General features: G+C 58.5%; 29 protein-coding genes. 20 read left to right on the top strand and 9 right to left on the bottom strand.

What is annotated here, in order from left to right; translation table 11 throughout:
• Positions 1-133: 133 nt before the first annotated feature.
• Both ftsB and ispD read left to right on the top strand, forming a co-directional pair.
• On the top strand, positions 134-412 hold the full coding sequence (gene ftsB, locus ACYZTL_RS09765; protein ID WP_461951612.1) for a cell division protein FtsB: 279 nt from the start codon (positions 134-136) through the stop codon (positions 410-412).
• Positions 409-1,116 (top strand): 2-C-methyl-D-erythritol 4-phosphate cytidylyltransferase, encoded by a 708-nt coding sequence (gene ispD, locus ACYZTL_RS09760; RefSeq protein WP_461951611.1) that lies wholly within the window; start codon positions 409-411, stop codon positions 1,114-1,116. Before ftsB ends, ispD begins: the two co-directional genes overlap by 4 nt.
• 81 nt (positions 1,117-1,197) lie before the next feature.
• Here ispD and ACYZTL_RS09755 read toward each other — a convergent pair whose 3' ends face one another.
• A complete protein-coding gene (locus tag ACYZTL_RS09755) occupies positions 1,198-2,094 on the bottom strand; it encodes a LysR family transcriptional regulator (protein ID WP_461951610.1) in 897 nt (298 codons plus the stop codon).
• A gap of 107 nt (positions 2,095-2,201) precedes the next feature.
• On the opposite strand from ACYZTL_RS09755, the gene ACYZTL_RS09750 reads away from it, so the two are divergent.
• The 8 genes from ACYZTL_RS09750 (at position 2,202) to rpoS (ending at position 9,334) form a co-directional block, all read left to right on the top strand.
• Positions 2,202-3,314 carry an S-(hydroxymethyl)glutathione dehydrogenase/class III alcohol dehydrogenase gene (locus ACYZTL_RS09750; RefSeq protein WP_461951609.1) on the top strand — a complete coding sequence of 371 codons (1,113 nt, stop codon included), beginning with the start codon at positions 2,202-2,204 and terminating at the stop codon, positions 3,312-3,314.
• Positions 3,315-3,322: 8 nt separating this feature from the next.
• On the top strand, positions 3,323-4,168 hold the full coding sequence (gene fghA, locus ACYZTL_RS09745) for an S-formylglutathione hydrolase (protein ID WP_461951608.1): 846 nt from the start codon (positions 3,323-3,325) through the stop codon (positions 4,166-4,168).
• 53 nt (positions 4,169-4,221) lie between these two features.
• Positions 4,222-4,695 carry a 2-C-methyl-D-erythritol 2,4-cyclodiphosphate synthase gene (gene ispF, locus ACYZTL_RS09740; protein ID WP_008029005.1) on the top strand — a complete coding sequence of 158 codons (474 nt, stop codon included), beginning with the start codon at positions 4,222-4,224 and terminating at the stop codon, positions 4,693-4,695.
• A complete protein-coding gene (gene truD / locus ACYZTL_RS09735) occupies positions 4,692-5,750 on the top strand; it encodes a tRNA pseudouridine(13) synthase TruD (protein WP_461951607.1) in 1,059 nt (352 codons plus the stop codon). The genes ispF and truD overlap by 4 nt, the downstream gene beginning before the upstream one ends.
• Positions 5,738-6,487, top strand: coding sequence for a 5'/3'-nucleotidase SurE (gene surE / locus ACYZTL_RS09730; protein ID WP_461951606.1), 750 nt, complete (start codon positions 5,738-5,740; stop codon positions 6,485-6,487). The genes truD and surE overlap by 13 nt, the downstream gene beginning before the upstream one ends.
• Before the next feature lie 38 nt (positions 6,488-6,525).
• The gene (locus ACYZTL_RS09725; protein ID WP_174602683.1) at positions 6,526-7,161 is read left to right on the top strand and encodes a protein-L-isoaspartate(D-aspartate) O-methyltransferase; all 636 of its coding nucleotides are present in this window, start codon (positions 6,526-6,528) and stop codon (positions 7,159-7,161) included.
• Between the two features lie 202 nt (positions 7,162-7,363).
• On the top strand, positions 7,364-8,221 hold the full coding sequence (locus ACYZTL_RS09720; RefSeq protein WP_461951605.1) for a peptidoglycan DD-metalloendopeptidase family protein: 858 nt from the start codon (positions 7,364-7,366) through the stop codon (positions 8,219-8,221).
• 105 nt (positions 8,222-8,326) lie between these two features.
• Positions 8,327-9,334 carry an RNA polymerase sigma factor RpoS gene (gene rpoS / locus ACYZTL_RS09715; RefSeq protein WP_461951604.1) on the top strand — a complete coding sequence of 336 codons (1,008 nt, stop codon included), beginning with the start codon at positions 8,327-8,329 and terminating at the stop codon, positions 9,332-9,334.
• Positions 9,335-9,889: 555 nt separating this feature from the next.
• On the opposite strand, the gene fdxA is transcribed toward rpoS, so the two are convergent.
• A complete protein-coding gene (gene fdxA, locus ACYZTL_RS09710; protein WP_054047139.1) occupies positions 9,890-10,213 on the bottom strand; it encodes a ferredoxin FdxA in 324 nt (107 codons plus the stop codon).
• A gap of 142 nt (positions 10,214-10,355) precedes the next feature.
• On the bottom strand, positions 10,356-12,935 hold the full coding sequence (mutS, locus tag ACYZTL_RS09705) for a DNA mismatch repair protein MutS (RefSeq protein ID WP_461951603.1): 2,580 nt from the start codon (positions 12,933-12,935) through the stop codon (positions 10,356-10,358).
• 211 nt (positions 12,936-13,146) lie between these two features.
• Between mutS and ACYZTL_RS09700 the strand changes: the two genes are divergently transcribed.
• The 5 genes from ACYZTL_RS09700 to recX all read left to right on the top strand — a co-directional run bounded on the left by ACYZTL_RS09700 (position 13,147) and on the right by recX (position 17,098).
• Positions 13,147-13,881, top strand: coding sequence for a LexA family transcriptional regulator (locus tag ACYZTL_RS09700; protein ID WP_461951602.1), 735 nt, complete (start codon positions 13,147-13,149; stop codon positions 13,879-13,881).
• Positions 13,882-14,391: 510 nt separating this feature from the next.
• Complete coding sequence (locus ACYZTL_RS09695; RefSeq protein ID WP_461951601.1) at positions 14,392-14,739, top strand: phage holin family protein; 348 nt, start codon at positions 14,392-14,394, stop codon at positions 14,737-14,739.
• A 249-nt stretch (positions 14,740-14,988) separates the two neighbouring features.
• Positions 14,989-15,489 carry a CinA family protein gene (locus tag ACYZTL_RS09690; RefSeq protein ID WP_461951600.1) on the top strand — a complete coding sequence of 167 codons (501 nt, stop codon included), beginning with the start codon at positions 14,989-14,991 and terminating at the stop codon, positions 15,487-15,489.
• A gap of 83 nt (positions 15,490-15,572) precedes the next feature.
• The gene (recA, locus tag ACYZTL_RS09685) at positions 15,573-16,625 is read left to right on the top strand and encodes a recombinase RecA (protein ID WP_017336758.1); all 1,053 of its coding nucleotides are present in this window, start codon (positions 15,573-15,575) and stop codon (positions 16,623-16,625) included.
• An 8-nt stretch (positions 16,626-16,633) separates the two neighbouring features.
• Positions 16,634-17,098, top strand: a complete 465-nt coding sequence (recX, locus tag ACYZTL_RS09680; RefSeq protein ID WP_461951599.1) for a recombination regulator RecX — start codon at positions 16,634-16,636, stop codon at positions 17,096-17,098.
• A gap of 39 nt (positions 17,099-17,137) precedes the next feature.
• Here recX and ACYZTL_RS09675 read toward each other — a convergent pair whose 3' ends face one another.
• Positions 17,138-18,256: an LOG family protein gene (locus tag ACYZTL_RS09675; protein ID WP_461951598.1), complete on the bottom strand. Its 1,119-nt coding sequence runs from the start codon at positions 18,254-18,256 to the stop codon at positions 17,138-17,140.
• 368 nt (positions 18,257-18,624) lie between these two features.
• Here ACYZTL_RS09675 and ACYZTL_RS09670 point away from each other — a divergent pair, with 368 nt between their 5' ends.
• On the top strand, positions 18,625-18,819 hold the full coding sequence (locus ACYZTL_RS09670; RefSeq protein ID WP_461951597.1) for a hypothetical protein: 195 nt from the start codon (positions 18,625-18,627) through the stop codon (positions 18,817-18,819).
• 1 nt (position 18,820) lies between these two features.
• On the opposite strand, the gene ACYZTL_RS09665 is transcribed toward ACYZTL_RS09670, so the two are convergent.
• On the bottom strand, positions 18,821-19,246 hold the full coding sequence (locus ACYZTL_RS09665) for a PA3611 family quorum-sensing-regulated virulence factor (protein WP_461951596.1): 426 nt from the start codon (positions 19,244-19,246) through the stop codon (positions 18,821-18,823).
• 186 nt (positions 19,247-19,432) lie between these two features.
• On the opposite strand from ACYZTL_RS09665, the gene ACYZTL_RS09660 reads away from it, so the two are divergent.
• The 3 genes from ACYZTL_RS09660 to ACYZTL_RS09650 all read left to right on the top strand — a co-directional run bounded on the left by ACYZTL_RS09660 (position 19,433) and on the right by ACYZTL_RS09650 (position 21,486).
• Entirely contained in the window at positions 19,433-20,176 is a 744-nt protein-coding gene (locus tag ACYZTL_RS09660; RefSeq protein WP_461951595.1) for a tRNA-uridine aminocarboxypropyltransferase, read from the top strand.
• Between the two features lie 221 nt (positions 20,177-20,397).
• Positions 20,398-21,048: a response regulator transcription factor ErdR gene (erdR, locus tag ACYZTL_RS09655; protein WP_017336764.1), complete on the top strand. Its 651-nt coding sequence runs from the start codon at positions 20,398-20,400 to the stop codon at positions 21,046-21,048.
• A 75-nt stretch (positions 21,049-21,123) separates the two neighbouring features.
• Positions 21,124-21,486, top strand: coding sequence for a diacylglycerol kinase (locus ACYZTL_RS09650; protein ID WP_461951594.1), 363 nt, complete (start codon positions 21,124-21,126; stop codon positions 21,484-21,486).
• Here the strand turns inward: ACYZTL_RS09650 and ACYZTL_RS09645 are convergent.
• Positions 21,483-22,409, bottom strand: a complete 927-nt coding sequence (locus ACYZTL_RS09645; RefSeq protein WP_461951593.1) for a LysR family transcriptional regulator — start codon at positions 22,407-22,409, stop codon at positions 21,483-21,485. The genes ACYZTL_RS09650 and ACYZTL_RS09645 overlap by 4 nt on opposite strands.
• Positions 22,410-22,531: 122 nt before the next feature.
• Here ACYZTL_RS09645 and fpr point away from each other — a divergent pair, with 122 nt between their 5' ends.
• Complete coding sequence (fpr, locus tag ACYZTL_RS09640) at positions 22,532-23,311, top strand: ferredoxin-NADP reductase (protein ID WP_003443014.1); 780 nt, start codon at positions 22,532-22,534, stop codon at positions 23,309-23,311.
• A 171-nt stretch (positions 23,312-23,482) separates the two neighbouring features.
• On the opposite strand, the gene tsaA is transcribed toward fpr, so the two are convergent.
• The 3 genes from tsaA to ACYZTL_RS09625 form a co-directional block, all read right to left on the bottom strand.
• Positions 23,483-24,181: a tRNA (N6-threonylcarbamoyladenosine(37)-N6)-methyltransferase TrmO gene (gene tsaA, locus ACYZTL_RS09635; protein ID WP_461951592.1), complete on the bottom strand. Its 699-nt coding sequence runs from the start codon at positions 24,179-24,181 to the stop codon at positions 23,483-23,485.
• A 190-nt stretch (positions 24,182-24,371) separates the two neighbouring features.
• Positions 24,372-25,142, bottom strand: a complete 771-nt coding sequence (locus ACYZTL_RS09630) for an SDR family oxidoreductase (RefSeq protein ID WP_461951591.1) — start codon at positions 25,140-25,142, stop codon at positions 24,372-24,374.
• Positions 25,143-25,356: 214 nt separating this feature from the next.
• On the bottom strand, positions 25,357-25,827 hold the full coding sequence (locus ACYZTL_RS09625; RefSeq protein ID WP_008030033.1) for a YehS family protein: 471 nt from the start codon (positions 25,825-25,827) through the stop codon (positions 25,357-25,359).
• Between the last annotated feature and the right edge of the window lie 47 nt (positions 25,828-25,874).

Here is a 25,874-nt window from a genome sequence, read left to right as displayed (position 1 = left end):
AGTCGTGCCAACGATGGATTTGCCACTAATCTGATGCCTTATAAGCACAAGCCTGGTTCTTCCAGGCTTCGTGCTATCAGACGCTTCAAAGTTTTGGCATGGCTGTCTTTTTTCACTGGATACCTGATATTCGATGCGCAGTCCCAATTGGTTGTTCCTCGTCTTGCTCTTGTTGCTGGCTGGCCTGCAATACCGCCTGTGGGTAGGTAATGGCAGTCTGGCGCAAGTGGCCGAGCTGACTCAGCAGATTGCGGATCAGCAGGCCGAGAACCAGACATTGCTGGAGCGCAATCGGGTGATGGACGCTGAAGTCAGCGAGTTGAAAAAGGGCATGGAGACCGTTGAAGAGCGGGCTCGCCATGAGTTGGGCATGGTCAAGGACGGTGAAACCCTTTTCCAGTTGGCGCAATGAATTCCTCGTTACCGGCCTTCTGGGCCGTGATTCCTGCCGCGGGCGTCGGTGCCCGTATGGCCGCGGACCGTCCCAAGCAATACTTGCAACTGGTCGGACGCACTATTCTCGAACACAGCCTCAGCTGTTTCCTTGATCATCCTTCCCTGAAGGGATTGGTGGTCAGTCTTGCTGTGGATGATCCTTATTGGCCGAATCTGGCATGTGCTTCCGATTCGCGTATTCAACGCGTTGACGGCGGCGCCGAGCGTTCCGGGTCGGTGCTCAATGCCTTGCTGCATCTGCATGCGCTGGGTGCTGGCGATGAGGATTGGGTGTTGGTCCATGATGCTGCGCGGCCCAATCTGAGCCGTGATGATCTGGACAAGTTGCTGGTTGAACTGGCTGACGATCCGGTCGGCGGACTGCTGGCGGTTCCGGCTCGCGATACCCTGAAGCGGGTCGACAAACACGGTCGGGTGGTTGAAACCGTGGATCGCAGTGTGATCTGGCAGGCGTATACACCGCAGATGTTTCGCCTTGGGGCGTTGCATCGGGCCTTGGCCGACAGTCTGGTGGCCGATGCGGTTATCACCGATGAAGCTTCGGCCATGGAATGGGCAGGCCTGGCACCACGGCTGATTGAGGGGCGCGCGGACAACCTGAAAGTCACCCGCCCCGAAGACCTTGAATGGCTGCGCCAGCGTTGGGCTAATCGCCGCTAAAAGATCGCAGCCTTCGGCAGCTCCTACATTAGTGGAATGCGGACTCCTGTAGGAGCTGCCGAAGGCTGCGATCTTTTGATCTTAAGTCCGATATTCCGGCCGCTCGGCCAATCCTTCCTTCAAATAATCCACCAACTTGCGCACCTTCGGCGACAGATGTCGTTGCTGTGGATAAAGCGCCCACACGGCGGTGTTCGGCGGTTGATGGGCTTCCAGCAGCGAAATCAGCTCGCCACTTTTCAAGTACTCCAGCACGTAATAGTCCGGCAACTGACATAACCCGACGCCCTGTAGCGCCGCATCCAGAACAGCTTGCCCACTATTACAACGCCAGTTTCCCTGCACCCGTTGCGAAAATTCCCGCCCGTTCTGTTCGAGTTGCCACATGTCCGAACTGCCGATGAGGCAGTTGTGGCGGCTGAGTTCCGACAAGCTGTGTGGGCGACCATACCGTTCCAGGTAGGAGGGTGATGCGCACAGATACATGCGCCGAGGTGCCAGCCGTGTTGCGACCAACCGTGAATCCTGCAGGCGACCGAGGCGGATCGCCAGATCCAGGCCTTCATGCACCAGGTCCAGTTGCCGGTTGCTCAGTTCGATATCGATTCGAAGCTGCGGATAGAGCCCCATGAATCGCGTCACCAGCGGCACGATGAACCGTTCGCCGTACGCCACCGCACAGGTCATGCGCAACATGCCTTTGGGCTCGCTGGTCAGGTCGCCGACCGCGCGCAAGGCTTCTTCGCGGCCATCTTGCAGGCGCTGACAATGCTGCAAAAAAGTTTGCCCTGCTTCGGTCAGCGTGACGCGACGAGTGCTTCGATAAAGCAGTCGCGTCTGAAGGCGCTCTTCGAGGCGTACTATTTGTCGACTGATGTGGGAGGAAGAAACCCCGAGACGTTCCGCCGCTGCCGTGAATTGGCTGCACTCAGCCACGGCGACGAACTCATCGATACCTTCCCAGCGGTTCTCGGACATCAAGGATTATCCCTGTATGGCAATAATGTTTTGCTTTTGTCCGGATTATTCATCGTCAGGCGCTGTATTACACTCTCTGTCTTGCTTTTATTCACTGGAGAATCCACATGATCAAGTCGCGCGCCGCCGTTGCCTTCGAGGCAAAGAAACCCCTCGAGATCGTTGAAGTCGATGTCGCCATGCCCAAGGCCGGTGAAGTTTTGCTGCGTGTGGTTGCCTCCGGTGTCTGCCATACCGATGCGTACACGCTGTCGGGCGCTGATCCGGAAGGCATCTTCCCGTCGATCCTCGGTCACGAAGGTGGTGCGGTGGTTGAAGCGATCGGCGAGGGCGTAACCTCCGTGGCTGTCGGCGATCACGTAATCCCGCTGTACACCCCGGAATGCCGTAAGTGCAAATTCTGTCTCTCGGGCAAAACCAACCTCTGCCAGGCCATTCGTGCGACCCAGGGCAAAGGCCTGATGCCGGACGGCACTTCGCGTTTTTCCTACAAGGGCCAGCCGATTTTCCACTACATGGGTACCTCGACGTTTTCCGAGTACACCGTGTTGCCGGAAATCTCCGTCGCCAAAATTCCGACAGAAGCGCCGCTGGAAAAAGTCTGCCTGCTCGGCTGTGGTGTCACCACCGGCATCGGCGCAGTGCTCAATACCGCCAAGGTAAAACCCGGTGATACCGTGGCCATTTTCGGTCTCGGCGGTATCGGTCTGTCGGCGGTCATCGGCGCGGTCAAAGCCAAGGCTGCACGGATCATTGCCATCGACATCAACCCGGCCAAGTTCGAGATTGCCAAACAGCTCGGTGCAACCGACTGCGTGAACCCGAAAGACTTCGACCGTCCGATCCAGGAAGTTATCGTCGACATGACCGATGGCGGCGTCGACTTTTCCTTCGAGTGCATCGGCAATGTCCAATTGATGCGCGCCGCACTTGAGTGCTGCCATAAAGGTTGGGGTGAGTCGGTGATCATTGGCGTGGCCGGTGCCGGTCAGGAAATCGCTACCCGTCCATTCCAGTTGGTGACCGGTCGCGTCTGGCGCGGTTCAGCGTTCGGCGGTGTGCGGGGTCGCACCGAATTGCCAAGCTATGTCGAAATGGCCGAGACCGGCGAAATCCCGTTGGACACGTTCATCACCCACACTATGGGCCTGGAAGATATCAACAAGGCTTTCGACCTGATGCATGAAGGAAAAAGCATCCGTTCCGTCATCCATTTTTGAGGTCGGTCATGAGCCTGGAAAATATCTCCTGTCAGAAAAGCTTCGGCGGCTGGCACAAACGCTACCGGCACCGTTCCGACGTGCTGGGCTGCGACATGGTGTTTGCCGTGTACCTGCCGCCGCAAGCGGAGCAGGGCGGCAAACTGCCGGTGCTGTACTGGTTGTCCGGCCTGACTTGCACCGACGAGAACTTCATGCAAAAGGCTGGTGCCATGCGCATGGCCGCCGAGCTGGGGCTGATCATCGTTGCACCGGATACCAGCCCTCGCGGTCCAGATGTGCCGGGTGACCCGGATGGCGCCTGGGACTTCGGTCTCGGCGCCGGGTTTTATCTGAATGCCACGCAGGAACCGTGGTCCCGGCACTATCGGATGCATGACTATGTCGTGCAGGAATTGCCGGCATTGGTTGAGGCGCATTTCCCGGCATCGGATAAGCGCGGCATCAGCGGACACTCCATGGGCGGACACGGTGCTTTGGTCTGCGCCTTGCGCAATCCGGGGCGCTATCAGTCAGTGTCGGCGTTCTCGCCCATCAACAATCCGATGGATTGCCCGTGGGGCCAGAAAGCCTTTTCCCGTTACCTGGGCGAAGACCGTTCGAAATGGCGCGAATGGGATGCCTGCGCGTTGATCGCCGAGGCTGACGAGAAGCTGCCGCTGTTGGTCGACCAAGGTGATCGCGACGACTTCCTCGCCACCCAACTCAAGCCTGAAGCCCTGCAACAGGCGGCCAAACTGGCCGATCATCCGCTGACGTTGCGCCTGCAACCGGGCTACGACCACAGCTATTTCTTCATCGCCAGTTTCATCGACGACCACTTGCAGCATCACAGGCGCGCTCTAAGCGGCTAATGTCCGACAAAGCAGGTAGAATCACGCCCTGACAAAAATCGGGGCGTTTTTTTATGCGTATTGGCCACGGCTATGATGTGCACCGTTTCGCTGAAGGCGATTTCATTACTCTGGGCGGCGTGCGCATTGCACACGGCTTCGGGCTGCTCGCTCACTCCGACGGTGACGTCCTGCTGCACGCCTTGAGCGATGCCTTGCTCGGTGCCGCTGCGCTGGGTGATATCGGCAAGCACTTCCCGGACACCGACCCGACCTTCAAGGGCGCCGACAGCCGTGTGCTGTTGCGTCACGTCGTCGCACTGGTCCACGCCAAGGGCTGGAAAGTCGGCAACGTCGATAACACCATCGTCGCCCAAGCGCCGAAAATGGCCCCGCATATCGAATCGATGCGCGCGCTGATTGCCGCGGATCTTCAAGTTGAGTTGGATCAAGTGAACGTGAAAGCTACCACCACCGAAAAGCTCGGCTTTGTCGGTCGCGAAGAAGGCATCGCCGTCCACTCCGTAGCCTTGTTGCTGCGCGCATGAACGAACTGCAATTGCTTGGCCCGCGTGCCTACGGTGAAGCCCTCGGTAGCGCGGTGTTGAAAGCCACGGCGGAAGACTTCCAGGTCGATGAAGTGCTCAACATCCCACTCAGTGGCGATGGCGAACATCTGTGGATCTGGGTGGAAAAACGCGGCCTGAATACCGAAGAAGCGGCACGGCGAATTGCCAAGGCGGCGGGCGTGCCATTGCGCACCGTCAGTTACGCCGGCCTCAAGGATCGTCAGGCGCTGACTCGCCAGTGGTTCAGCGTGCAACTGCCGGGCAAGGCTGATCCTGATTTGTCGTCGGCGGAAAACGATACGCTGAAAATCCTCAAGACCGGTCGACATAAACGCAAGCTGCAACGCGGTGCCCATTCGGCCAACGGTTTCACCTTGCGCCTGACTCAATTCGCTGGCGACAAAGCAGCGATCGAAGCGCGCCTGCAACTGATCGCCAAACAAGGTATTCCTAACTATTTCGGCGCCCAGCGGTTCGGGTTTGACGGCGGCAATGTGGTCGACGCACGAGCCTGGGCCGCGCGCAAGGCTTTGCCGGAGCAACGCAACGTTCGTTCGCGGTTGCTCTCCACCGCTCGCAGTTTTCTGTTCAACCAGGTGTTGGCGGCGCGTGTGGCGGATGGCACCTGGCAGCAGGCGCAGGTCGGTGATCTGCTGGCCTTTACCGACAGCCGAAGCTTCTTTCCGGCCGGTGAGGCCGAGTGCAGCGACCCGCGTCTGGCGATACTCGATCTGCACCCGACCGGCCCGCAGTGGGGTGAAGGTGACTCGCCGGCGACGGGCGCTGTCCATGAACTGGAGCAGGCAATCGCCGCACGCGAAGCGGATCTGCGCGATTGGTTGATTAACGCCGGTATGAGCCACGAACGTCGCATCCTGCGACTGCCCATTGGCGGGTTGACGTGGCATTATCCCGAGCCTGACATTCTGCAACTGGAATTCGTCCTGCCGGCCGGATGCTTCGCCACCGTATTGGTGCGTGAACTCGTCGATCTGGTGCCGGTGGGGCAGACGGACAGCCCATGCGTATTCTGATTTCTAACGACGACGGGGTAACCGCACCCGGTCTCGCTGCGCTTTATGCTGCACTGGCGGATTACACCGAATGCGTGGTAATTGCCCCGGACCAGGACAAAAGCGGCGCCAGCAGTTCGCTGACGCTCGACCGTCCGTTGCACCCGCAGACATTGGCCAACGGCTTTATCAGCCTCAATGGCACACCGACCGATTGCGTGCACCTGGGCCTCAACGGCTTGCTGGAGCGCGAACCGGACATGGTGGTTTCCGGCATCAACCTGGGCGCCAACCTGGGGGACGATGTGTTGTATTCCGGCACCGTGGCCGCCGCCCTTGAAGGGCGCTTCCTGGAGCGTCCTTCGTTTGCCTTTTCGTTCGTCTCACGGCAAGTCGAGAACCTTCCCACAGCCGCTTACTACGCGCGCAAACTGGTGGAAGCCCACGCAGATCTTCACCTGCCACCGCGCACGGTACTGAACGTGAACATTCCCAATTTGCCGCTGGACCACATCCGCGGAATCCAGCTGACTCGCCTCGGTCATCGCGCCCGCGCGGCGGCACCGATGAAAGTGGTCGACCCGCGTGGCAAGTCCGGTTACTGGATCGCTGCGGCGGGCGATGCCGAAGACGGCGGCCCGGGCACCGATTTCCATGCGGTGATGCAAGGCTATGTGTCCGTCACGCCACTGCAACTGGATCGCACCTTCAATGATGCCTTCCAAAGCCTCGATGGCTGGCTGGAGGGATTGCGCTAATGGCTCGTGAACAAGACCCGATGCATCGCGGCATCGGGATGACCTCGCAACGCACCCGCGAGCGTCTGATTCAGCGGTTGTATGAGGAGGGCATTTCCAACGCCAAGGTGCTGGAAGTGATCCGCCGTACACCGCGTCACCTGTTCGTCGACGAAGCGCTGGCGCACCGTGCCTATGAAGACACGGCGTTGCCGATCGGCAACAACCAGACGATCTCTCAGCCTTACATGGTGGCCCGCATGAGCGAGCTGCTGCTGGAAGCGGGCCCGCTGGACAAGGTGATGGAAATCGGCACGGGCTCGGGTTATCAGACCGCGATCCTGTCGCAACTGGTCGAGCGGGTTTTTTCCGTCGAGCGCATCAAGGTTTTGCAGGACCGGGCCAAGGAACGTCTGGTCGACCTTAACTTGCGCAACGTGGTCTTCCGCTGGGGCGATGGCTGGGAAGGCTGGCCGGCGCTGGCACCGTACAACGGCATTATCGTGACGGCGGTGGCGACCGATGTACCTCAGGCATTGCTCGACCAGTTGGCGCCCGGAGGGCGACTGGTGATACCGGTCGGGTCGGGTGAGGTTCAACAGTTGATGCTGATCATCCGCGAAGAACACGGGTTTTCCAGGCGCGTTCTGGGGGCGGTGCGTTTCGTTCCTTTGCTCAATGGGCCGCTGGCCTGAGCATTTGTTTCGTCGCGGTGAATTCTCTTCGATTGCCTCTGTCTTAAAGCGGCGTCGATCAGTTAAACGGTATTCATCGTCAGGTAGCAAACGTGTGCTTCGCTTCATTAAAGGTATAGCCTGCACAGCCCGTTATACTGGCGACACTTCATGCCGGGAGCACGGCAATTCAACATTTCAGCCACCACAAAGGGAGCGGCGGGTGAGTCTCACAGTCATTGCGCAGCGAATGGGTATAACGAGCTTTCAGCGCCTGGTGACTGGCCTTGTCTTGAGCACCTTGCTGGTCGGTTGTTCCAGCACCAAATCGAGCGACGTGCGCGTCGTCGATCGCAACAATGCCGTCGCCCAGCGTCCGGCAGTGACGACGGGCCAGTATGTGGTTCGACCTAAAGACACTCTGTTCTCGATCGCATTTCGCTACGGCTGGGACTACAAAGCCCTCGCTGCGCGCAACAACATTCCTACGCCATACACGATACATCCGGGTCAGACGATTCGCTTTGACGGTCGCACCGGTTCAACGCCGACAGCGGTGGTCAGCCCGTCCGATTCGGCGCCTTCGTCGTCCAGTAAAACCACTGTAATCCGGCGCCAGCCAAATGGCGCAACTACGACGACAACGGTGGTTGTACCGTCCGTCGAGAACAAGCCGGCACCCGCTCCGATGCCTCCCGCAGGCCCGGCCCCGACCGGCTGGGGATGGCCTTCTAATGGCATCTTGATTGGTAAATTCTCTTCAAACGGTAGTTTGAATAAAGGAATTGATATCGCCGGGGATTTGGGACAGCCTGTTTTAGCTGCGTCTGATGGGACGGTGGTATACGCCGGGAGTGGCTTAAGGGGCTACGGCGAATTGGTCATCATCAAACATAGCGATACCTACGTCAGTGCCTACGGACATAACCGCAGGCTGTTGGTTCGGGAGGGGCAGCAGGTCAAGGTCGGACAGACAATTGCCGAAATGGGGTCAACGGGTACAGACCGGGTGAAACTGCATTTTGAGATTCGCCGACAAGGTAAACCTGTAGATCCGCTGCAGTTCCTGCCACGTCGTTGATTTGTTACCAGCCTGTTCCGTCACGTAGAGGGAACAGGCTCCAGCGTTGCCAAGGATCGAGGCGCCGCTTGAGCTTGAGGTCGAACTCACCAAAGGACTATAACAATGGCTCTCAGTAAAGAAGTGCCGGAGTTTGACATCGACGATGAGGTTCTCCTGATGGAGACCGGCATCGGGACGGATTCGATGTCGAATGATGAAGGGGCAGCTCCACCTTCCGTTCGTGCCAAATCCAAACACTCCGCTGCGTTAAAGCAACACAAGTACATTGACTACACGCGTGCACTTGATGCCACGCAGCTGTATCTCAATGAGATCGGCTTTTCCCCTCTGCTGTCCCCCGAAGAAGAAGTTCATTTTGCGCGCCTGTCGCAAAGTGGAGATCCGGCCGGGCGTAAACGCATGATTGAAAGCAACCTGCGGCTGGTGGTGAAAATCGCCCGACGCTATGTCAATCGTGGCTTGTCGCTACTGGACCTGATCGAAGAGGGCAACCTCGGGCTGATCCGGGCGGTAGAGAAGTTCGACCCCGAACGTGGCTTCCGCTTTTCGACCTACGCAACCTGGTGGATTCGTCAGACCATCGAGCGCGCGATCATGAATCAGACCCGGACCATCCGGTTGCCGATCCATGTGGTCAAAGAGCTCAACGTGTACCTGCGGGCCGCACGGGAGCTGACGCAAAAACTCGATCACGAACCCTCACCCGAAGAAATCGCCAACCTGTTGGAAAAACCGGTGGGAGAGGTCAAACGCATGCTCGGCCTGAACGAGCGGGTTTCTTCGGTCGACGTCTCGCTGGGTCCGGATTCGGATAAAACCCTGCTGGACACCCTTACCGATGACCGCCCAACCGATCCATGTGAACTGCTGCAGGATGACGACCTGTCTCAGAGCATCGATCAATGGCTCTCGGAACTGACCGACAAGCAGCGCGAGGTGGTGATACGCCGCTTCGGTCTGCGCGGTCATGAGAGCAGCACGCTGGAAGATGTAGGCCTGGAAATTGGCCTGACCCGCGAACGCGTCAGACAGATCCAGGTTGAAGGCCTGAAGCGTCTGCGGGAGATTCTGGAGAAGAATGGTCTGTCCAGCGAGTCGCTGTTTCAATAAGCAAATCGCTAGAGCAGCACGCAAAAAGCCCCGACTGGTTCGGGGCTTTTTGTTGTCTGCCAGAGGAGCCTCAGGTTTGTAGTCTTGCGTTGTAAGTCTTTGCTTACTCTCTCGTAAGTGTTCGCTATCTTTACACCCTGGCAGACGTCTATTTTCGTTTTGTCTAAGTTCTATCTTGTTGAATATTATGGTTATTTGTAAAAGTTAACGGCATATGACTGCATGTTTTTGTCTTTGAGACCGATTGCGCTTGCCCGGGAACTCTCTAGTATTCAGGTTGTGTCGACGGACAGACACGCCCCTCAAGGATGAGGGGAAAGGACATTGCAGGATGCGGTTCATCAGGACGATGAAAAGGAACACAGGGAATAGGGAAAAAATGTGGGCGGGTCAAACCGCCCCTTTTTTTGCCTGCAAAAAGTCAAAAGATCGCAGCCTTCGGCAGCTCCTACACAGGTTTTATATGCACCTGTAGGAGCTGCCGAAGGCTGCGATCTTTTGATTTTGTAAAACAAAAAAGGCCCGCAAGGGGCCTTTTCGGGAGCGCGGGGAAAATCAGCGTTCGAGGTCTTTGATCTTGCCTTTGACGCCATCCCACTCTTCGGCATCAGGCATCGATTCTTTCTTCTCGGTGATGTTTGGCCAGATTTCGGCCAACTCAACGTTCAGCTGAATGAATTCCTGCATTTCTTCCGGGACTTCATCTTCGGAGAAGATGGCCACGGCAGGGCATTCTGGTTCGCACAGTGCGCAGTCGATGCACTCATCCGGGTGAATCACCAGGAAGTTCGGGCCTTCGTAAAAGCAGTCCACCGGACAGACTTCTACGCAGTCGGTGTACTTGCACTTGATGCAGTTGTCGGTGACGACGAAGGTCATTTCTAATTTTCTCCTCAGGCGGCGGCAGCGGAGCCCCTTCACGTTGGGGTCGCCAGGTTTGGGAGCGATAGTCTGCAGACCAGGCTATTAGCCTGCAGCATCCCAAACCGCGCGAGATTCTAACAGCTTGCAGGCAAGTGCGTTAGATCCGTGTCTTTAGTGTATAGAGCATTTCTAGCGCGCGACGCGGCGTCAGGTCATCCAGGTCAAGTTTGGCCAATTCATCGAGCACCGGATGCGGCAGGCTGGCGAACATGTCGCTCTGCTGCGGCGCGGCCGGTTTGCCTTTGGCTGGCTTCGGCACTTCATGGGGCAGCGCAGTGGCTTCCAGTCGACCCAGGTGCTCGCGAGCGCGGACGATCACTTCGCTCGGCACGCCGGCCAGTTGCGCAACGGCCAGGCCATAGCTCTGGCTGGCAGGCCCGGGCAGCACGTGGTGCAGGAACACGATGCGTTCGTTGTGCTCGGTGGCATTGAGGTGCACGTTCGCTACCAGTGGCTGGGCTTCCGGCAACACCGTCAATTCAAAGTAGTGAGTGGCGAACAGCGTGTAAGCCCGCAAGTGCGCCAGGCGTTCGGCCGCGGCCCACGCCAGGGACAGACCATCGAAGGTGCTGGTGCCGCGACCGACTTCGTCCATCAGCACCAGGCTGCGCTCGGTGGCGTTGTGCAGAATGTTGGCGGTTTCGCTCATTTCGACCATGAAGGTCGAGCGTCCACCGGCCAGGTCATCGCTGGAGCCGATCCGGGTGAAGATCCGGTCCACCAGCGACAATTCGCAACTGGCTGCTGGCACGAAACTGCCGATGTGCGCCAGCAACACGATCAACGCGGTCTGACGCATGTAGGTGGATTTACCGCCCATGTTCGGACCGGTGATCACCAGCATGCGGGTATTGTCGTCAAGGCTCAGGTCGTTGGCCACGAACGGCGTGGTCAGCACTTGCTCGACCACCGGGTGGCGGCCTTGGCTGATGCGCATGCACGGCTCGTCGACGAACCGCGGGCAATTCAGATCGAGGTTGAGCGCGCGTTCGGCGAGGTTGCTCAGTACGTCCAGCTCGGCCAGTGCCGCGGCGGTGTCTTGCAGGGGAGGCAACTGCGCGATCAGGTCTTCGAGCAACGCTTCGTAAAGCATCTTTTCGCGAGCCAGGGCGCGGCTCTTGGCCGACAGTGCCTTGTCCTCGAACGCCTTCAGTTCCGGCGTGATGAAACGCTCGGCGCCTTTCAGCGTCTGGCGGCGGATGTAGTCGGCTGGCGCCGATTCAGCCTGCTTGCTCGGCAACTCGATGAAGTAACCGTGAATGCGGTTGTACCCGACTTTCAGGTGCGACAGACCGGTGCGGGCCTTCTCGCGTGCTTCCAGATCGATCAGGAACTGCCCGGCGTTTTCGCTGAGCGATTGCAACTCGTCGAGTTCGCTGTCGTACCCGGTTTTCAGCACGCCGCCATCGCGGATCACCGCAGGCGGGTTGTCGATGATGGCTTTTTCCAGCAATGCCGCCAGTTCCGGGTAGGTGCTGGTGGTCTTCGCCAGTTGAATAATGTGCGGCGCTTCAAGTTCAGACATCGCCACTTGCAGCTCGGGCAATGCACCGAGGGCATCGCGCAGACGAGCGAGGTCACGAGGACGTGCATTACGCAAACCGATCCGCGCCAGAATCCGCTCGATGTCACCGATTTCCTTGAGCTGCGGTTGCAGTTTTTCGAAACGGTAGCCGTCGAGCAGGCAAGTGATCGAGGTCTGGCGCGCCAACAAAACATTCAGGTCACGCAGCGGGCGGTTCAGCCAGCGGGTCAGCAGGCGACTGCCCATCGCGGTCTGGCAGCGATCGACCACCGATTGCAGGGTGTTGTCGCGACCACCGGCGAGGTTGGTGTCCAGTTCCAGGTTGCGACGGCTCGCGCCATCCAGCACCACGGTATCGTCCAGACGTTCATGCCGCAGGCTGCGCAAATGGGGCAGGGCGGTGCGCTGGGTTTCCTTGGCATAGCTGAGCAGGCAACCGGCAGCGCCGATGGCCAGGGACAGATTTTCGCAACCAAAACCTTTGAGGTCCTGAGTCGAGAATTGCTGGCAGAGACTTTTCAGCGCCGAGTCGCGCTCGAAATCCCACGGCGCACGACGACGAACCCCACGACGTTTCTCCGCCGGCAAATCCTTCGGCCAGTCATCCGGAATCATCAGCTCCACCGGATTGACCCGCTCCAGTTCCGCCAGCAGGTTTTCCCAGCCCTTGATCTCCAGCACCGTGAAGTTGCCGCTGGTGATGTCCAGCACCGCCAGCCCGAACAGACGCTCGTCACCCAGCACCGCCGCAATCAGGTTATCCCGGCGCTCATCCAGCAGCGCTTCATCACTGACCGTGCCCGGCGTGATGATCCGCACTACTTGCCGGTCCACCGGCCCTTTGCTGGTCGCCGGATCGCCGACCTGTTCACAGATCACCACCGACTCGCCGAGCTTCACCAGTTTCGCCAGGTAACCTTCCGCGGCGTGGTAAGGAATCCCGCACATCGGAATCGCCTGACCGGCCGACTGCCCACGGGCGGTCAGGGTGATGTCCAGCAGCTTGGCGGCCTTCTTCGCGTCTTCATAGAAGATCTCGTAGAAGTCGCCCATGCGGTAGAACATCAACTGGTCGGGGTGCTGGTTCTTCAGGCGCCAGTACTGCTGCATCATTGGCGTGTGAGAGGACAGATCGGAGAGTGCTTTATTCATCGGATAATCAGGCAAATTCGTTGAAAGGTGTAGGGCAAAGGAGGGACATCGGCCCGGCTTTTCCGCGATGGGCGCAAGGTTAACATGGGCGGTCCACCCGACGCAGGCATGAAAGCGACGGGAAACATTTCTGCGGTTGATGCGCGTTTTATGCGCTTTTTATGCAATTGTGCATTTGCCTCGGGAAAAAAGATCAAGCACTATGCGCGTTATGCAAAAACGCAATGTTTCTACCGTCTTAAGAGCGCTGCTCGATCAGCACGGAATCTCCCCCACGGAGCTTTACCGTCGCACCGGCGTGCCTCAATCCACTCTCTCGCGGATCCTCAGCGGGAAGATTGTCGATCCTTCGGATAAGCACATCTCGAAGATCGCCGAGTACTTTGCCGTGAGCACCGACCAGTTGCGGGGTCGTGCGGATGTCGCGCCCGCCGTCAATTCCGGTCGCGATGAAGTGCATTCGGAACTCAAGGATATAAGCCTGTGGGACGACGATACGCCCGTCGATGACGACGAGGTTTCGGTCCCCTTTCTTCGCGAGGTTGAATTGGCCGCAGGATCAGGAAGATTCGTCATCGAAGAAAGCGAGCGCTCTAGCCTGCGCTTCGGCAAGCGCAGCTTGCGCCACAACGGTGTGCAGTTCGACCAGGCCAAATGCGTGACGGTGCGTGGCAACAGCATGTTGCCGGTGCTGCGCGACGGCGCCACCGTAGGGGTCAATGCCGGCAAATGCGGGATCGGCGATATCGTCGATGGCGACCTTTATGCGATCAACCACAACGGCCAGCTTCGGGTTAAACAGCTTTATCGCCTGCCGACAGGGATTCGCCTGCGCAGCTTCAATCGCGATGAGCATCCGGACGAGGACTACACTTTCCAGGAGATCCAGGAAGAGCAGATTGTCATCCTTGGTCACGTCTTCTGGTGGGGCATGTACGCCCGTTAACCTCACTGCTGTCAGATAAAACCCGCCACTGCGCGGGTTTTTTTTCGCGGGCTGAAAACCGCCAACGCCTTTGTTTGCGAGGGCTTCCATGCGTCAGTGCATTTGTTATGCATGGATAAATGCATTTACGCATTGATTGTATATGCATTAATGCATATTCTTTGTCTCAAGCCGCTCAACAAAGCAGCTCGAAACGAAGCTCTTTAGTTCCACTACAAAGGCAGCGATGAACCGGCCTCAACGGTTCAGAGGGTTGGCAACTGACCCGGGTGTGCAGCGTAAAGCACCAGAAGCAGTTATCCGGCGGGCAGGGACCGCGGTCGGAAAGACAATCTGAATAGGCCCGTACCGCGCCAGTAGCGCCGAAAGGTCAACGCGAAGGACCGCATTACTGAAAAGCCCGGCAAGCGCCGGGCATTTTTGGAATGCCTGCCTGACTTCAGGCGATTCAAGAGACATCGTTTGAAAAACAAACACTTCACTTATCAATCACCCCCAAGGAGGCGTGACATGACAAACGAGCAACAAGCGTTGCTGGACATACCGATCTGGCTGGTCATCATGCTCGCCTTGATGGGCGGGGTGTGTGGCGAAATGTGGCGCGCCGACAAGGAGGGCGCCCGCGGCTGGTCATTGCTGCGGCGTCTGGCCTTGCGTTCCGGCGCCTGCATGATCTGCGGGCTCTCGGCCATCATGCTGCTGTACGCCGCCGGCATGTCGATCTGGGCGGCCGGCGCGTTCGGTTGCCTCACGGCGATGGCTGGTGCTGACGTTGCCATTGGCCTTTATGAGCGCTGGGCGGCCAAGCGGATCGGCGTGTGTGAAGTGCCGCCGCGTGATTCTCGTCCGGATCAATAAAGCCAACCCCCTATGCCGTTCTGGCAACGCCGACACGCTGCATCCCTCGCGCAGCCGAACGCTTCAATTTTGTGCTGGAAGCCCCCTATGTTCCCCGACATCGATAAGCCGTCGTGCACTGATTGCCTTGCAGGCTTGTCAGGCCTACATCCGGGCGTTCGGTCGCTAACATTTTGATCGATCCTGTAACTTGCAAGCGCGATGCGCTCGTGTACGGTAGTTCCCATTCCGCCCGCTCAGGAGATGACCGTGAAAGAAATCACCCAACTGGCCGCTGAACTTGGCCGGCGCCTGCAGGTTCTGAATGCTCACGTCGCCGCAGCCGAGTCCTGTACCGGCGGTGGAATTTCCGAGGCTATCACGCGCATTCCGGGGAGTTCGGCGTGGTTCGAGGCCGGTTATGTCACGTACTCCAACCGTCAGAAAACCGAGCAATTGAATGTCCCGGTCGAGTTGTTTGCGACGGTGGGGGCAGTCAGTCGCGAGGTGGTCGAGGCCATGGTGCGAGGCGCGCAGGAAAAAAGCCGGGCGCGTTTTGCCGTGGCGGTCAGCGGCGTGGCCGGGCCGGATGGCGGTTCGCCGAGCAAGCCGGTGGGCACGGTCTGGCTGGCCTGGGGCGTGGGGGAGCGGGTATTCAGCGAGTTGCAGTACTTCCCCGGTAACCGCGACGAGGTCCGCCGACAAACGGTGATGGCCGCGCTAGAGGGGCTGCTGCGCCATGCCACCGGAGAAATCTCAAATCAGGGGTAGGCGATCCTGAAACGCTGTGGAATAATACTGGCTACTTATACAGGTGTTGGCCGTCAGGCCTTATTGATTACGTGAGGACTTTAATGGACGACAACAAGAAGAAAGCCTTGGCTGCGGCCCTGGGTCAGATCGAACGTCAATTCGGCAAGGGTGCCGTAATGCGTATGGGCGATCAGGACCGTCAGGCGATCCCGGCTATCTCCACTGGCTCTCTGGGGCTGGACATCGCGCTCGGCATTGGCGGTCTGCCAAAAGGTCGTATCGTTGAAATCTACGGTCCTGAATCCTCCGGTAAAACCACGCTGACGCTGTCGGTGATCGCCCAGGCTCAAAAAGCCGGTGCGACCTGCGCATTCGTCGACGCCGAACACGCCCTCGACCCTGAATACGCCGGCAAACTCGGCGTCAACGTCGACGACCTGCTGGTTTCCCAGCCGGACACCGGTGAGCAGGCCCTGGAAATCACCGACATGCTGGTGCGTTCCAACGCGGTAGACGTGATCATCGTCGACTCCGTGGCAGCGCTGGTTCCAAAGGCTGAAATCGAAGGCGAAATGGGTGACATGCACGTGGGCCTGCAAGCCCGTCTGATGTCCCAGGCGCTGCGTAAAATCACCGGTAACATCAAGAACGCCAACTGCCTTGTAATCTTCATCAACCAGATCCGTATGAAAATCGGCGTGATGTTCGGCAGCCCGGAAACCACCACCGGTGGTAACGCGCTGAAGTTCTATGCTTCGGTTCGTCTGGACATCCGCCGTACTGGCGCGGTGAAAGAAGGTGATGAAGTCGTCGGTAGCGAAACCCGCGTCAAGGTTGTGAAGAACAAGGTCGCTTCGCCGTTCCGTCAGGCCGAGTTCCAGATTCTTTACGGCAAGGGCATCTACCTCAATGGTGAGATGATCGACCTGGGTGTTCTGCACGGTTTCGTTGAGAAGTCCGGTGCCTGGTATGCCTACGAAGGCACCAAGATCGGTCAGGGCAAGGCCAACTCGGCCAAGTTCCTGGCGGACAACCCGGAAATCGCCGCGAAACTTGAGAAGCAGCTGCGCGACAAACTGCTGACTCCAGCGCCGGACGTCAAAGCATCGCCAGTCAAAGAGACTGAAGATGACCTGGCTGACGCTGATATCTGATTGATCCGATGACCGCCGTACTCGATACACTCGTCGCAGTGCGGCGAACCGCAATGGACCTGCTCGCACGACGCGAGCACGGTCGAGTCGAGCTGACGCGTAAACTGCGTCAGCGCGGCGCCCTCCCTGAAATGATCGACACAGCACTCGACCGCTTGACGGAAGAGGGTCTGTTGTCCGAATCCCGTTACCTCGAAAGCTTCGTTTCCTACCGTGCCCGTTCCGGCTATGGCCCTTTGCGTATTCGCGAAGAGTTGAGCCAGCGTGGCCTGCAACGCAGCGACATCGAACTCGCGTTACGCGAGAGCGGTATCAACTGGCAGGAACAACTGGAAGACACCTGGCGGCGCAAGTTCTCCGGGCATTTACCGATAGACGCCCGGGAACGCGCCAAACAAGGGCGGTTCCTGAGTTATCGGGGTTATTCCATGGAAATGATCAGCCGCTTGTTCAGCGGCCGAGTGATTGACTGAAACGGCTCGCTATATTGATAGCGGGCCGTTTTTTTTGCCTTACGTAACCTTTGAGGGTTCCCGCGTGCGTTGTTGTGCCTGAGGTTTGGGCTGCGCCCAGTTTTCCGGCAGGTTGATGTAGTCCACCAGTTCCCGCAGGCGTCCATGATCACGGGCGTTAAAGGTGAAAGCCAGGCGTACGAGGTGGCTGAACTGCGGCTCGTCGTGCTCCTCACCGCTGTAGACAAGCTGATGGAAGTGATCGCTCAGGCACAGGTCGGCGAACGCTTGTTGCATGTGCTCCAGCGCATCGTCACTGAGCTGGTGATTCATGCGGATCACGAACTGATGCTTGAGCCAGCGGCTGGAGTGGAAGTTGCTGTAGAACTGATTGATCTGCTCCACCGCCTCTTCGGCGCTATAGACCAGGCTCACTAGCTTCATGTCGGTGGGCAGGATGTAGCGATTCTCCTCCAGTTGATTGCGGATGAAGTCCAGGGCGCTTTGCCAGAACTTGCCGCCGGGAGCGTCCAGCAGCACCACTGGCACCAGCGGGCTTTTGCCGGTCTGGATCAGCGTCAGCACTTCCAGTGCTTCGTCCAGCGTACCGAAACCGCCGGGGCACAAGACCAGCGCATCGGCTTCCTTGACGAAGAACAGCTTGCGGGTAAAAAAGAAGTGGAACGGCAGCAAGTTGGTGGTGCCGTTCACGGTGGGGTTGGCGTGCTGCTCGAAGGGCAGGGTGATGTTGAATCCCAGGCTGTGTTGAAGGCCGGCACCTTCGTGGGCGGCGGCCATAATGCCGCCGCCGGCACCGGTGATCACCATCAGGTCCGAGCGCGCCAGCGTTGCGCCGAGTTCTCGGGCCAGGCCGTACAGCGGGTGTTCTATCGGTGTGCGGGCCGAACCGAACACCGTGACTTTACGCCGCCCCCGGAACTGTTCGAGCACACGGAAGGCATGTTCGAGTTCGCGCAGGGCTTGCAGGGTGATCTTGGCATTCCAGCGATTGTGATCTTCCTGGGCCATGCGCAGCACGGTCAGGATCATGTCGCGGTAAATCGGGATGTTAGGGCTATTGGGTGAAACCAGGTTGAGTTGTTCTTCGACCTTGCTGATGAGGTCGTGGCCGCTTTCTTCGAAATGACGGCTGAGGAGGTCATTCGGTTGGTAAGGCATCAACTTCTCCTTCCATACAGGCTCTGTTGTTCCTTTGGATGAAGGAAACATTCGCATCAAAAAACGCAAACCAGGCAGCCCCTTTTCTGCCCTGAAAAGTGAACGGGAACACTATGAATCTAGACCCTCGCGGCGATTTTCGCTGACCTGATCATTGCGCTGCAAAGTCTTTCCTGGCAACCGCTTATTGACGATTTGCAAGGTGATTTCACCGCTCGTCTGAACGCACGCCGAGAGTCTGGCATTCTGATTTACTAAATTACAGGCGTGACACGACAGCTTTGCGTCAATGGCAGGGCGTACGGTACAAGCGGTTCAAGGATTTTGTTCGCTCAAAGCTTGGGCGAAGTGCATGGAGGCGGGATGCTATGGCCAGAGTCATTCTGGAGATCGATACGCAACTGTATCGATTATTGAAGTCATCGGCCGAGACCAATCACTTGAGTCTTGAAGAGGAGTGCTGCCGGCGTCTGGAGGGAGCCGACCGGCGCTCGCGCTATTTACAGGCGCTGTTGGCCGAACTGCGCGCCGAGGATGAACAGCGGCGCGCCAATTCCTGTTGAGTTACTTTTTCTTCGCCGGTGTGGCTTTCGGGCAATCCGATTCCTGGAAGCTGGCGGAGCCGACCGCGCGATTGGTCTTCACCTCGGTGAAGTCGTAACGCATGATCGCGCCCTTCTTCATCAGCTTGCGGAACCCTTCGTTTCTGCATACGGAGGCGCCAAGCTGGAAGTACACCGCTTTCGGGTCAGCCCGCATCTTGTTGGCGTGGCTGCTTTGCACGCTCAGGTGGTTGATCAGCATATTGCCTTCGGCGGTGTAGCCCTGATCGAGAATGTCTTCGTTGATCGCCCGTGGCGTGCCGACGCTGCTTTGTGCGGCGACGTTTCGCAGCTCTCTGGTGAGATTCTGCTCACTCAAGGACGCAGCTTGAGCGTTGAAGGACGACGCCAGCAGAATGGCAGCGGTGGGAACGATAAGGCGCAGCATGAAACTCTCCTGGTTCAGTGACTGGTGGTTCGACCCGTCACATGACTGTGCGTTCAGTGGTGGCGAATTATAGGGGAGCCCGTCTGGACGGTACAGGCTTGCGCCGGCCGCTCTGGTAAACTGCCGGCCTTTATTGACCTGAGTGCTATTCGTGTCGAGTTTTCCTGTCTGCCGGTGTTGCCCACGATGAACCACGCCCCCAACGCCGTAGCCCGCTTGCGTGATCAGCGCGAAGAGGAGGGCATCAAGCCGATTCAGGCCCGTGGCTGGCGGGCAACCCGTTGCCGTGCCTGCCGTGTGATCGAAAGCCACTGCCTGTGCGCGTGGCGTCCGCAGGTCGAGACCCGCTCTGGCGTGTGTCTGATCATGACCAACAAGGAAGTGTTCAAACCGAGCAACACGGGGTGGCTGATCGCTGACGTGGTGCGCGACAACCATGCGTTCATCTGGTCACGAACTGAAACTGATCCGCAGTTGCTGGCATTGCTCGCCGACCCGCAATGGCAACCGTATCTGGTCTTTCCAGGCGAGTACGTCGAGCCTGAGCGAGTGACCAACACGGTCGAAGTCGATGGCACCAAGCGGCCGCTGTTCATTCTGCTGGACGCGACCTGGACCGAAGCCCGGAAGATATTCCGCAAAAGTCCTTATTTTGATGCGCTCCCGATCCTGAGCCTGCTGCCCGAAAAGCTTTCACGCTATCGGCTGCGTCGCTCTACCCGCAGCGAGCATTTGTGCACGGCCGAAGTGGCGGCGCTGTGCCTCGATCTGGCGGGAGATGTGGAGGCTGCGTCCGCACTGGACGCTTATTTCGACGTGTTCAGCCAGCATTACCTCGATGCCAAACACCAGCTGGAAATGAATGTTGCAACACCGGCACACACCGAGCTGATGCCTTTCGTGCAGAACACCGCCACCGTCACGGCCTGATTGTCGCCCATACTGCAAAGAACTGTAGCGGCCAGGCACCTTGACCACCCCGGCTTCGCTGGGCATGCTTGGCGCCGATTGGGGCGCGGCCGCAGTTTGATTCGCCGCTTCTTTACGTAAAAAGCTCCGTGGATTGCCACGTGATTGGCGTTGAACGTGCCCTGTTGGTGCAGCTCCGTGGCTGTACCTCGAGTTGTTAGAAGAACAGGATCATTAGAAAAATGGCCACATACGAAATCCTGATTGCCGATGACCACCCTCTTTTTCGTAGCGCCCTGCATCAAGCGTTGACCCTGGGCCTTGGTCCGGACGTCCGTCTGGTGGAAGTGGCGAGCATTGCCGAGCTGGAAACCCGTCTCGACGAAAAGTCCGACTGGGATCTGGTGCTGCTGGACCTGAACATGCCGGGCGCCTACGGTTTTTCCGGGCTGGTGCTGTTGCGCGGTCAGTACCCGCAAATTCCGGTGGTGATGGTGTCGGCCCAGGAAGAAGCCTCGATCATGGTGAAGTCCCGTGAGTTCGGTGCCAGCGGTTTCATTCCTAAATCGAGTGACCTGAGCGTGATCCAGAAAGCCGTGCGTGCAGTGCTGGATGGCGATGTGTTCTGGCCGCCTCAGGCGTTTGAAGCCGTCAGTGTTTCCGACGAAGCCAAGGCCGCCAGTGAAGGTCTTGCCAGCCTGACACCTCAGCAATTCCGGGTGCTGACCATGGTCTGTGAAGGGTTGCTGAACAAGCAGATTGCCTACGAACTGAGCGTGTCCGAAGCAACAATCAAGGCGCACGTCACGGCGATTTTCCGTAAACTGAATGTGCGGACCCGGACCCAGGCGGCTTTGCTCCTGCAACAACTTGAGTCAATTTCAAGCCACTGAGGGTTGGCGTCTTCACGCTTTTTTTACTTTGGTTGATCTAGCTTTCCCACTCCTTTTTGGTCAGTTGCCACTTTTATGTCCCCTTTCAAAGGCCAGACCGGCCTGAAACGCATCCTCAACGCTTCCGGTTATTCGCTGGACGGCCTGCGCGCAGCCTTCATCGGCGAAGCGGCTTTTCGGCAATTGGTGTTGCTCAACGTCATCCTGATCCCGATTTCGTTCTTTTTGAACGTCAGCCGCGTCGAGCAGGCGCTGCTGATTGCCGTTTGTTTGTTGGCATTGATCGTCGAGTTGCTCAACTCGGCGGTTGAAGCGGCCATCGACCGCATTTCCCTTGAGCTGCACCCGCTGTCCAAGAACGCCAAGGACATGGGCAGCGCCGCACAGCTCGTGGCGTTGAGCATGATCGCGCTGGTATGGGCGGTGATCCTGCTTTAAGCGATGGTGGGCAGCACGATCTCGTCGCTGCGCTGAACCCCGGCGGTGAAGGCGCGGCACAGGTCGAGGAATTCGCGCATCGCTGACGTCTGATATTTCTGTTTATGCCAGATGAAATAGAACTGCCGCGCCAGATCCAGATCCGGTGTTTCCACCGGCACCAGACTGCCGCGCCGGAACGCATCGCGCAGGGCCAGCCGCGAGATACAGCCAATTCCCAGTCCTGACTCCACCGCGCGCTTGATCGCCTCGGTGTGCTCCAACTCCAGGCGGATATTCAGCGAGCTGCGATGGTGACGCATGGCCTGATCAAAGGTCAGGCGCGTACCGGAGCCTTGTTCCCGCAGGATCCACGCCTCGTGGCTCAGCTCATCCATGGTTGCGGTGCCGCGAATGGCCAGCGGATGCTGCGGCGCGCAAAACACCACCAACTCATCCTCGACCCAGCTCTGCACTTCAATGTCCGGATGGCTGCAGTCGCCTTCGATCAGACCCAGATCAATTTCATAGTGAGCGACTTGTTGCACGATGTTGGCCGTGTTCTGCACGTGCAGCTTCACCTGGCTTTCCGGATGACGCTGCATGAAGCTACCGATCAGCAGGGTGGCGAGGTAATTGCCAATGGTCAGGGTTGCGCCGACGGCCAAAGAGCCGAATCCGGACTTGCCGTTCAGCAGGTCTTCGATTTCCTTGGCCTGATCGAGCAGCGCCACCGCTTGCGGCAACAGTTGTTTGCCGAGGGCGTTGAGGCTCAGCCGTTTACCGGCGCGGTCGAACAGCTGACAGCTGGACTGGCGCTCCAGTTCGGTGATCGAGGTGCTTGCCGCCGATTGCGAGAGGTTGAGCAGCCCCGCAGCACGGGATACGCTTTCCTGCTGGGCGACGGCGACGAAGACTTGAAGTTGACGGAGAGTAAATCGCATATCTATATAACCGATAACCCTTATCTTAATAATCCATTTAACAGATATTGTCGCTGCCATTAGAATGCGATGCAATTGCGCACATCATCGGCGCAGGCAAAATCTCCAGGAGTCCCACGTACATGAGCAACATGAACCACGAGCGTGTCCTCAGTGTTCACCACTGGAACGACACTCTGTTCAGCTTCAAGTGCACCCGCGATCCGGGCCTGCGCTTCGAGAACGGTCAGTTCGTGATGATCGGCCTGCAACAGCCCAACGGCCGGCCGCTTATGCGCGCTTACTCGATTGCCAGCCCGAACTGGGAAGAGCATCTCGAGTTCTTCAGCATCAAGGTGCCTGATGGCCCGCTGACTTCCCAGTTGCAGCATCTGAAGGAAGGCGACGAGATCATCATCAGCAAGAAGCCTACGGGCACGCTGGTACTGGACGACTTGAAGCCTGGCAAACATTTGTACCTGCTCAGCACCGGTACCGGTCTGGCGCCGTTCATGAGCGTCATCCAGGACCCGGAAACCTACGAGCGTTTCGAAAAAGTGATCCTGTGCCACGGCGTACGTTACGTCAACGAAGTCGCCTACCGCGAATTCATCACCGAGCATCTGCCGCAGAACGAGTTCTTTGGCGAGGCCCTGCGTGACAAGTTGATCTACTACCCGACCGTGACCCGCGAGCCGTTCGAGAACGAAGGTCGCCTGACCGACCTGATGCGCAGCGGCAAGCTGTTCAGCGACATCGGTCTGCCACCGATCAACCCGCAGGACGACCGCGCCATGCTGTGCGGCAGCCCGAGCATGCTCGACGAAACCAGCGAAGTGTTGAACAGCTTCGGCCTGAAAGTTTCGCCGCGGATGCGCGAGCCGGGTGATTACCTGATCGAGCGTGCGTTCGTCGAGAAGTAAGCTGGACCCCTGTGGGAGCGGGCTTGCTCGCGAATGCGGACTGCCAGTCGACATCTTCGTTGAATGTTAAACCGCCTTCGCGAGCAAGCCCGCTCCCACATTGGATTTGCGTCCACCGTAAAAAGCCCGCATGGCCTGAGAAGGTTCTGCGGGCTTTTTCGTTTCTGGCGTTCAGGGCTTTGCGGGTATGACTTCCAGGACGCGGATCACGCCCGCTTCCGGATAATGCCAACGCACATCGAGATCCCAAAATTGCGCGCCGTATTCCCGCTCTGATGTTGGCGTTTGGTACGCCGGACGTGGATCTTGTGCCAAGCACTGCTCAATCAACTCAACCAACGGCTCTTCAAGACGCTGAGCGTGCCCATGAGCCTGTTGCAGCGCTGAGTCCGTCCACTGCACGGGAATCAGTTGCGGCGCGGCGCTGGCGATGCTGTTGGAAGCCGTATCGATGATGTCGGCGTAAGGCACGTAAGGTTTTATGTCCAGAATCGGTGTGCCGTCCAGCAAGTCGATGCCGGATATCCACAGGCGATTGGCTTCGACTTTATCCAGCTTCACCACGGATTGGCCGATGCCATTGGGCCGATGCGTCGCGCGGGTGGCGAACACGCCCATGGACTTGTTGCCGCCGAGGCGAGGAGGGCGGACTTTCAGGCGTGGCTTTTCTTCCAGGGCCTGATGGAACAGGAACAGCAGCCACACGTGGCTCACCTGCTCCAGACCTTGCACCGCATCGCCCTGGTCGAACGGCGCCACCAGTTCCAGCACGCCGCGAGCGGCCGGGGCCAGTTGCGGCTGGCGCGGGATGGCGAACTTCTCCTTGAAGCAGGAGCGCACGAAGCCGATGGGGGAAACGCTGTAGGTCATGGTGTGGGATCGAGGCGGGAATGTGGGCGGACATGATAGCCCATGCGCACTCTGTGGCGAGGGAGCTTGCTCCCGCTGGGGTGCGAAGCGCCCCCAAACCTTCACCGAGTTTCTCCAGGGGAAACTCGGTGGTGTAGGCGGTTGCTTCGCAACCGAGCGGGAGCAAGCTCCCTCGCCACAAAAGCGGGTATCAGAGGCTAAACCCACCATCCAAAGGAATAATATTCCCGGTCATATAAGCCCCAGCCGTACTCGCCAGACTGATCGCCAACGCCGCCATCTCTTCCTCCCGCCCCCAGCGCTTCATCGGAATCAACGCCGTATCGTCCGCCAGCGCCTGTTCATCATTGCCAATGTGCTGGGTCATCTTGCTCGGGAAACGCCCCGGAGCAATCACGTTGACGTTGATGTGCTGGCTCACCAGTTCCCGCGCCAGAATCCGTGACAGTTGGTGTAAGGCCGCTTTACTTGGTCCGTAGGCATAAGCCTGTTCGCCGAAGGAAGAAATCGCCGCCACCGAGCCGATGTTGATGATCCGCGCCGGATTCGCTTCGGACCCGGCCTTGCGCAGCAGCGGCAAAAACTGCTGGATGCAGTTGAACACCGACGTCACGTTGAGCTGCATGACCTTTTCCCAGCCCTTGACCGGATAGCTCTCCAGCGGCGCACCCCAGGTGGTGCCGGCGTTGTTCACCAGAATATCCAGATGACTGATCTGTTCGCCCAGCTGCGTGGCCAGTTGCAGCACACCTTCTTCAGTGGCCAGATTGGCGGCCACTGCGTGGCAAACACCGAATGCGCTCAACTCGTCAGCGGTCTGCTGACAGGCTTCGGCGTCCCGCGCGCAGACGTACACGGTGGCGCCGGCCTCGACATAGGCCTTGGCGATCATTTTGCCGATACCACGGGTGCCGCCGGTCACCAGAGCGGTGCGGCCTTGCAGGGAAAAGTACGGGTGCATGGCGAATCCTGAGAGCTGAGGGTCAGTACACCCTAGTCGTCAGCCGCCCGAAGCGGAGCCACTATTTTTGCGAGGAATGAAGGGCCATTCGGCCCTGTAGGAGCTGTCGAGTGCAACGAGGCTGCGATCTTGGCCGTAAAAGATCAAAAGATCGCAGCCTCGTTGCACTCGACAGCTCCTACACAGCTCCTACAGATTGGATCAGCTTCGTACGTTACTGCGGGCGAACGCGCAGGGTCAGGCCCTTGAGGAAGTTGCGCAGCAACTGGTCGCCGCACGGACGGTAGTTGGTGTGGCCGAACTTGCGGAACAGCGCGCTCAGCTCAGGCTTGGACACCGGGAACTCGGCGGCCTTGAGAATCGCGTGCATGTCGTCTTCCTTCAGTTCGAAAGCCACACGCAGTTTCTTCAGGATGATGTTGTTGGTCACCGGCACTTCGATCGGCTGCGGCGGACGGCTTTCGTCCTTGCCACGCTTGAAGATCACCAGACCGTCGAGGAAATGCGCCATGACTTCGTCCGGGCAGCGTACGAAGCCTTCCTCGTCTTCTTCTTTCTTGTCGAGGTAGGTCAACAGGGCTTCCAGGGACACGTCCATGCCGCCGAGCTTGATGATCTCGATGACTTTCTTGTCGCTGATGTCGAGCATGTAGCGCACGCTGCGCAGTACGTCGTTATGAATCATGGTGTGCAATCCTGATATTCAGCAGTGGGCGCCGCGTAAGCAGCAGC

The organism is Pseudomonas sp. LB3P81 (assembly GCF_054897965.1).
This window is presented reverse-complemented; position numbering and strand designations above follow the sequence as displayed.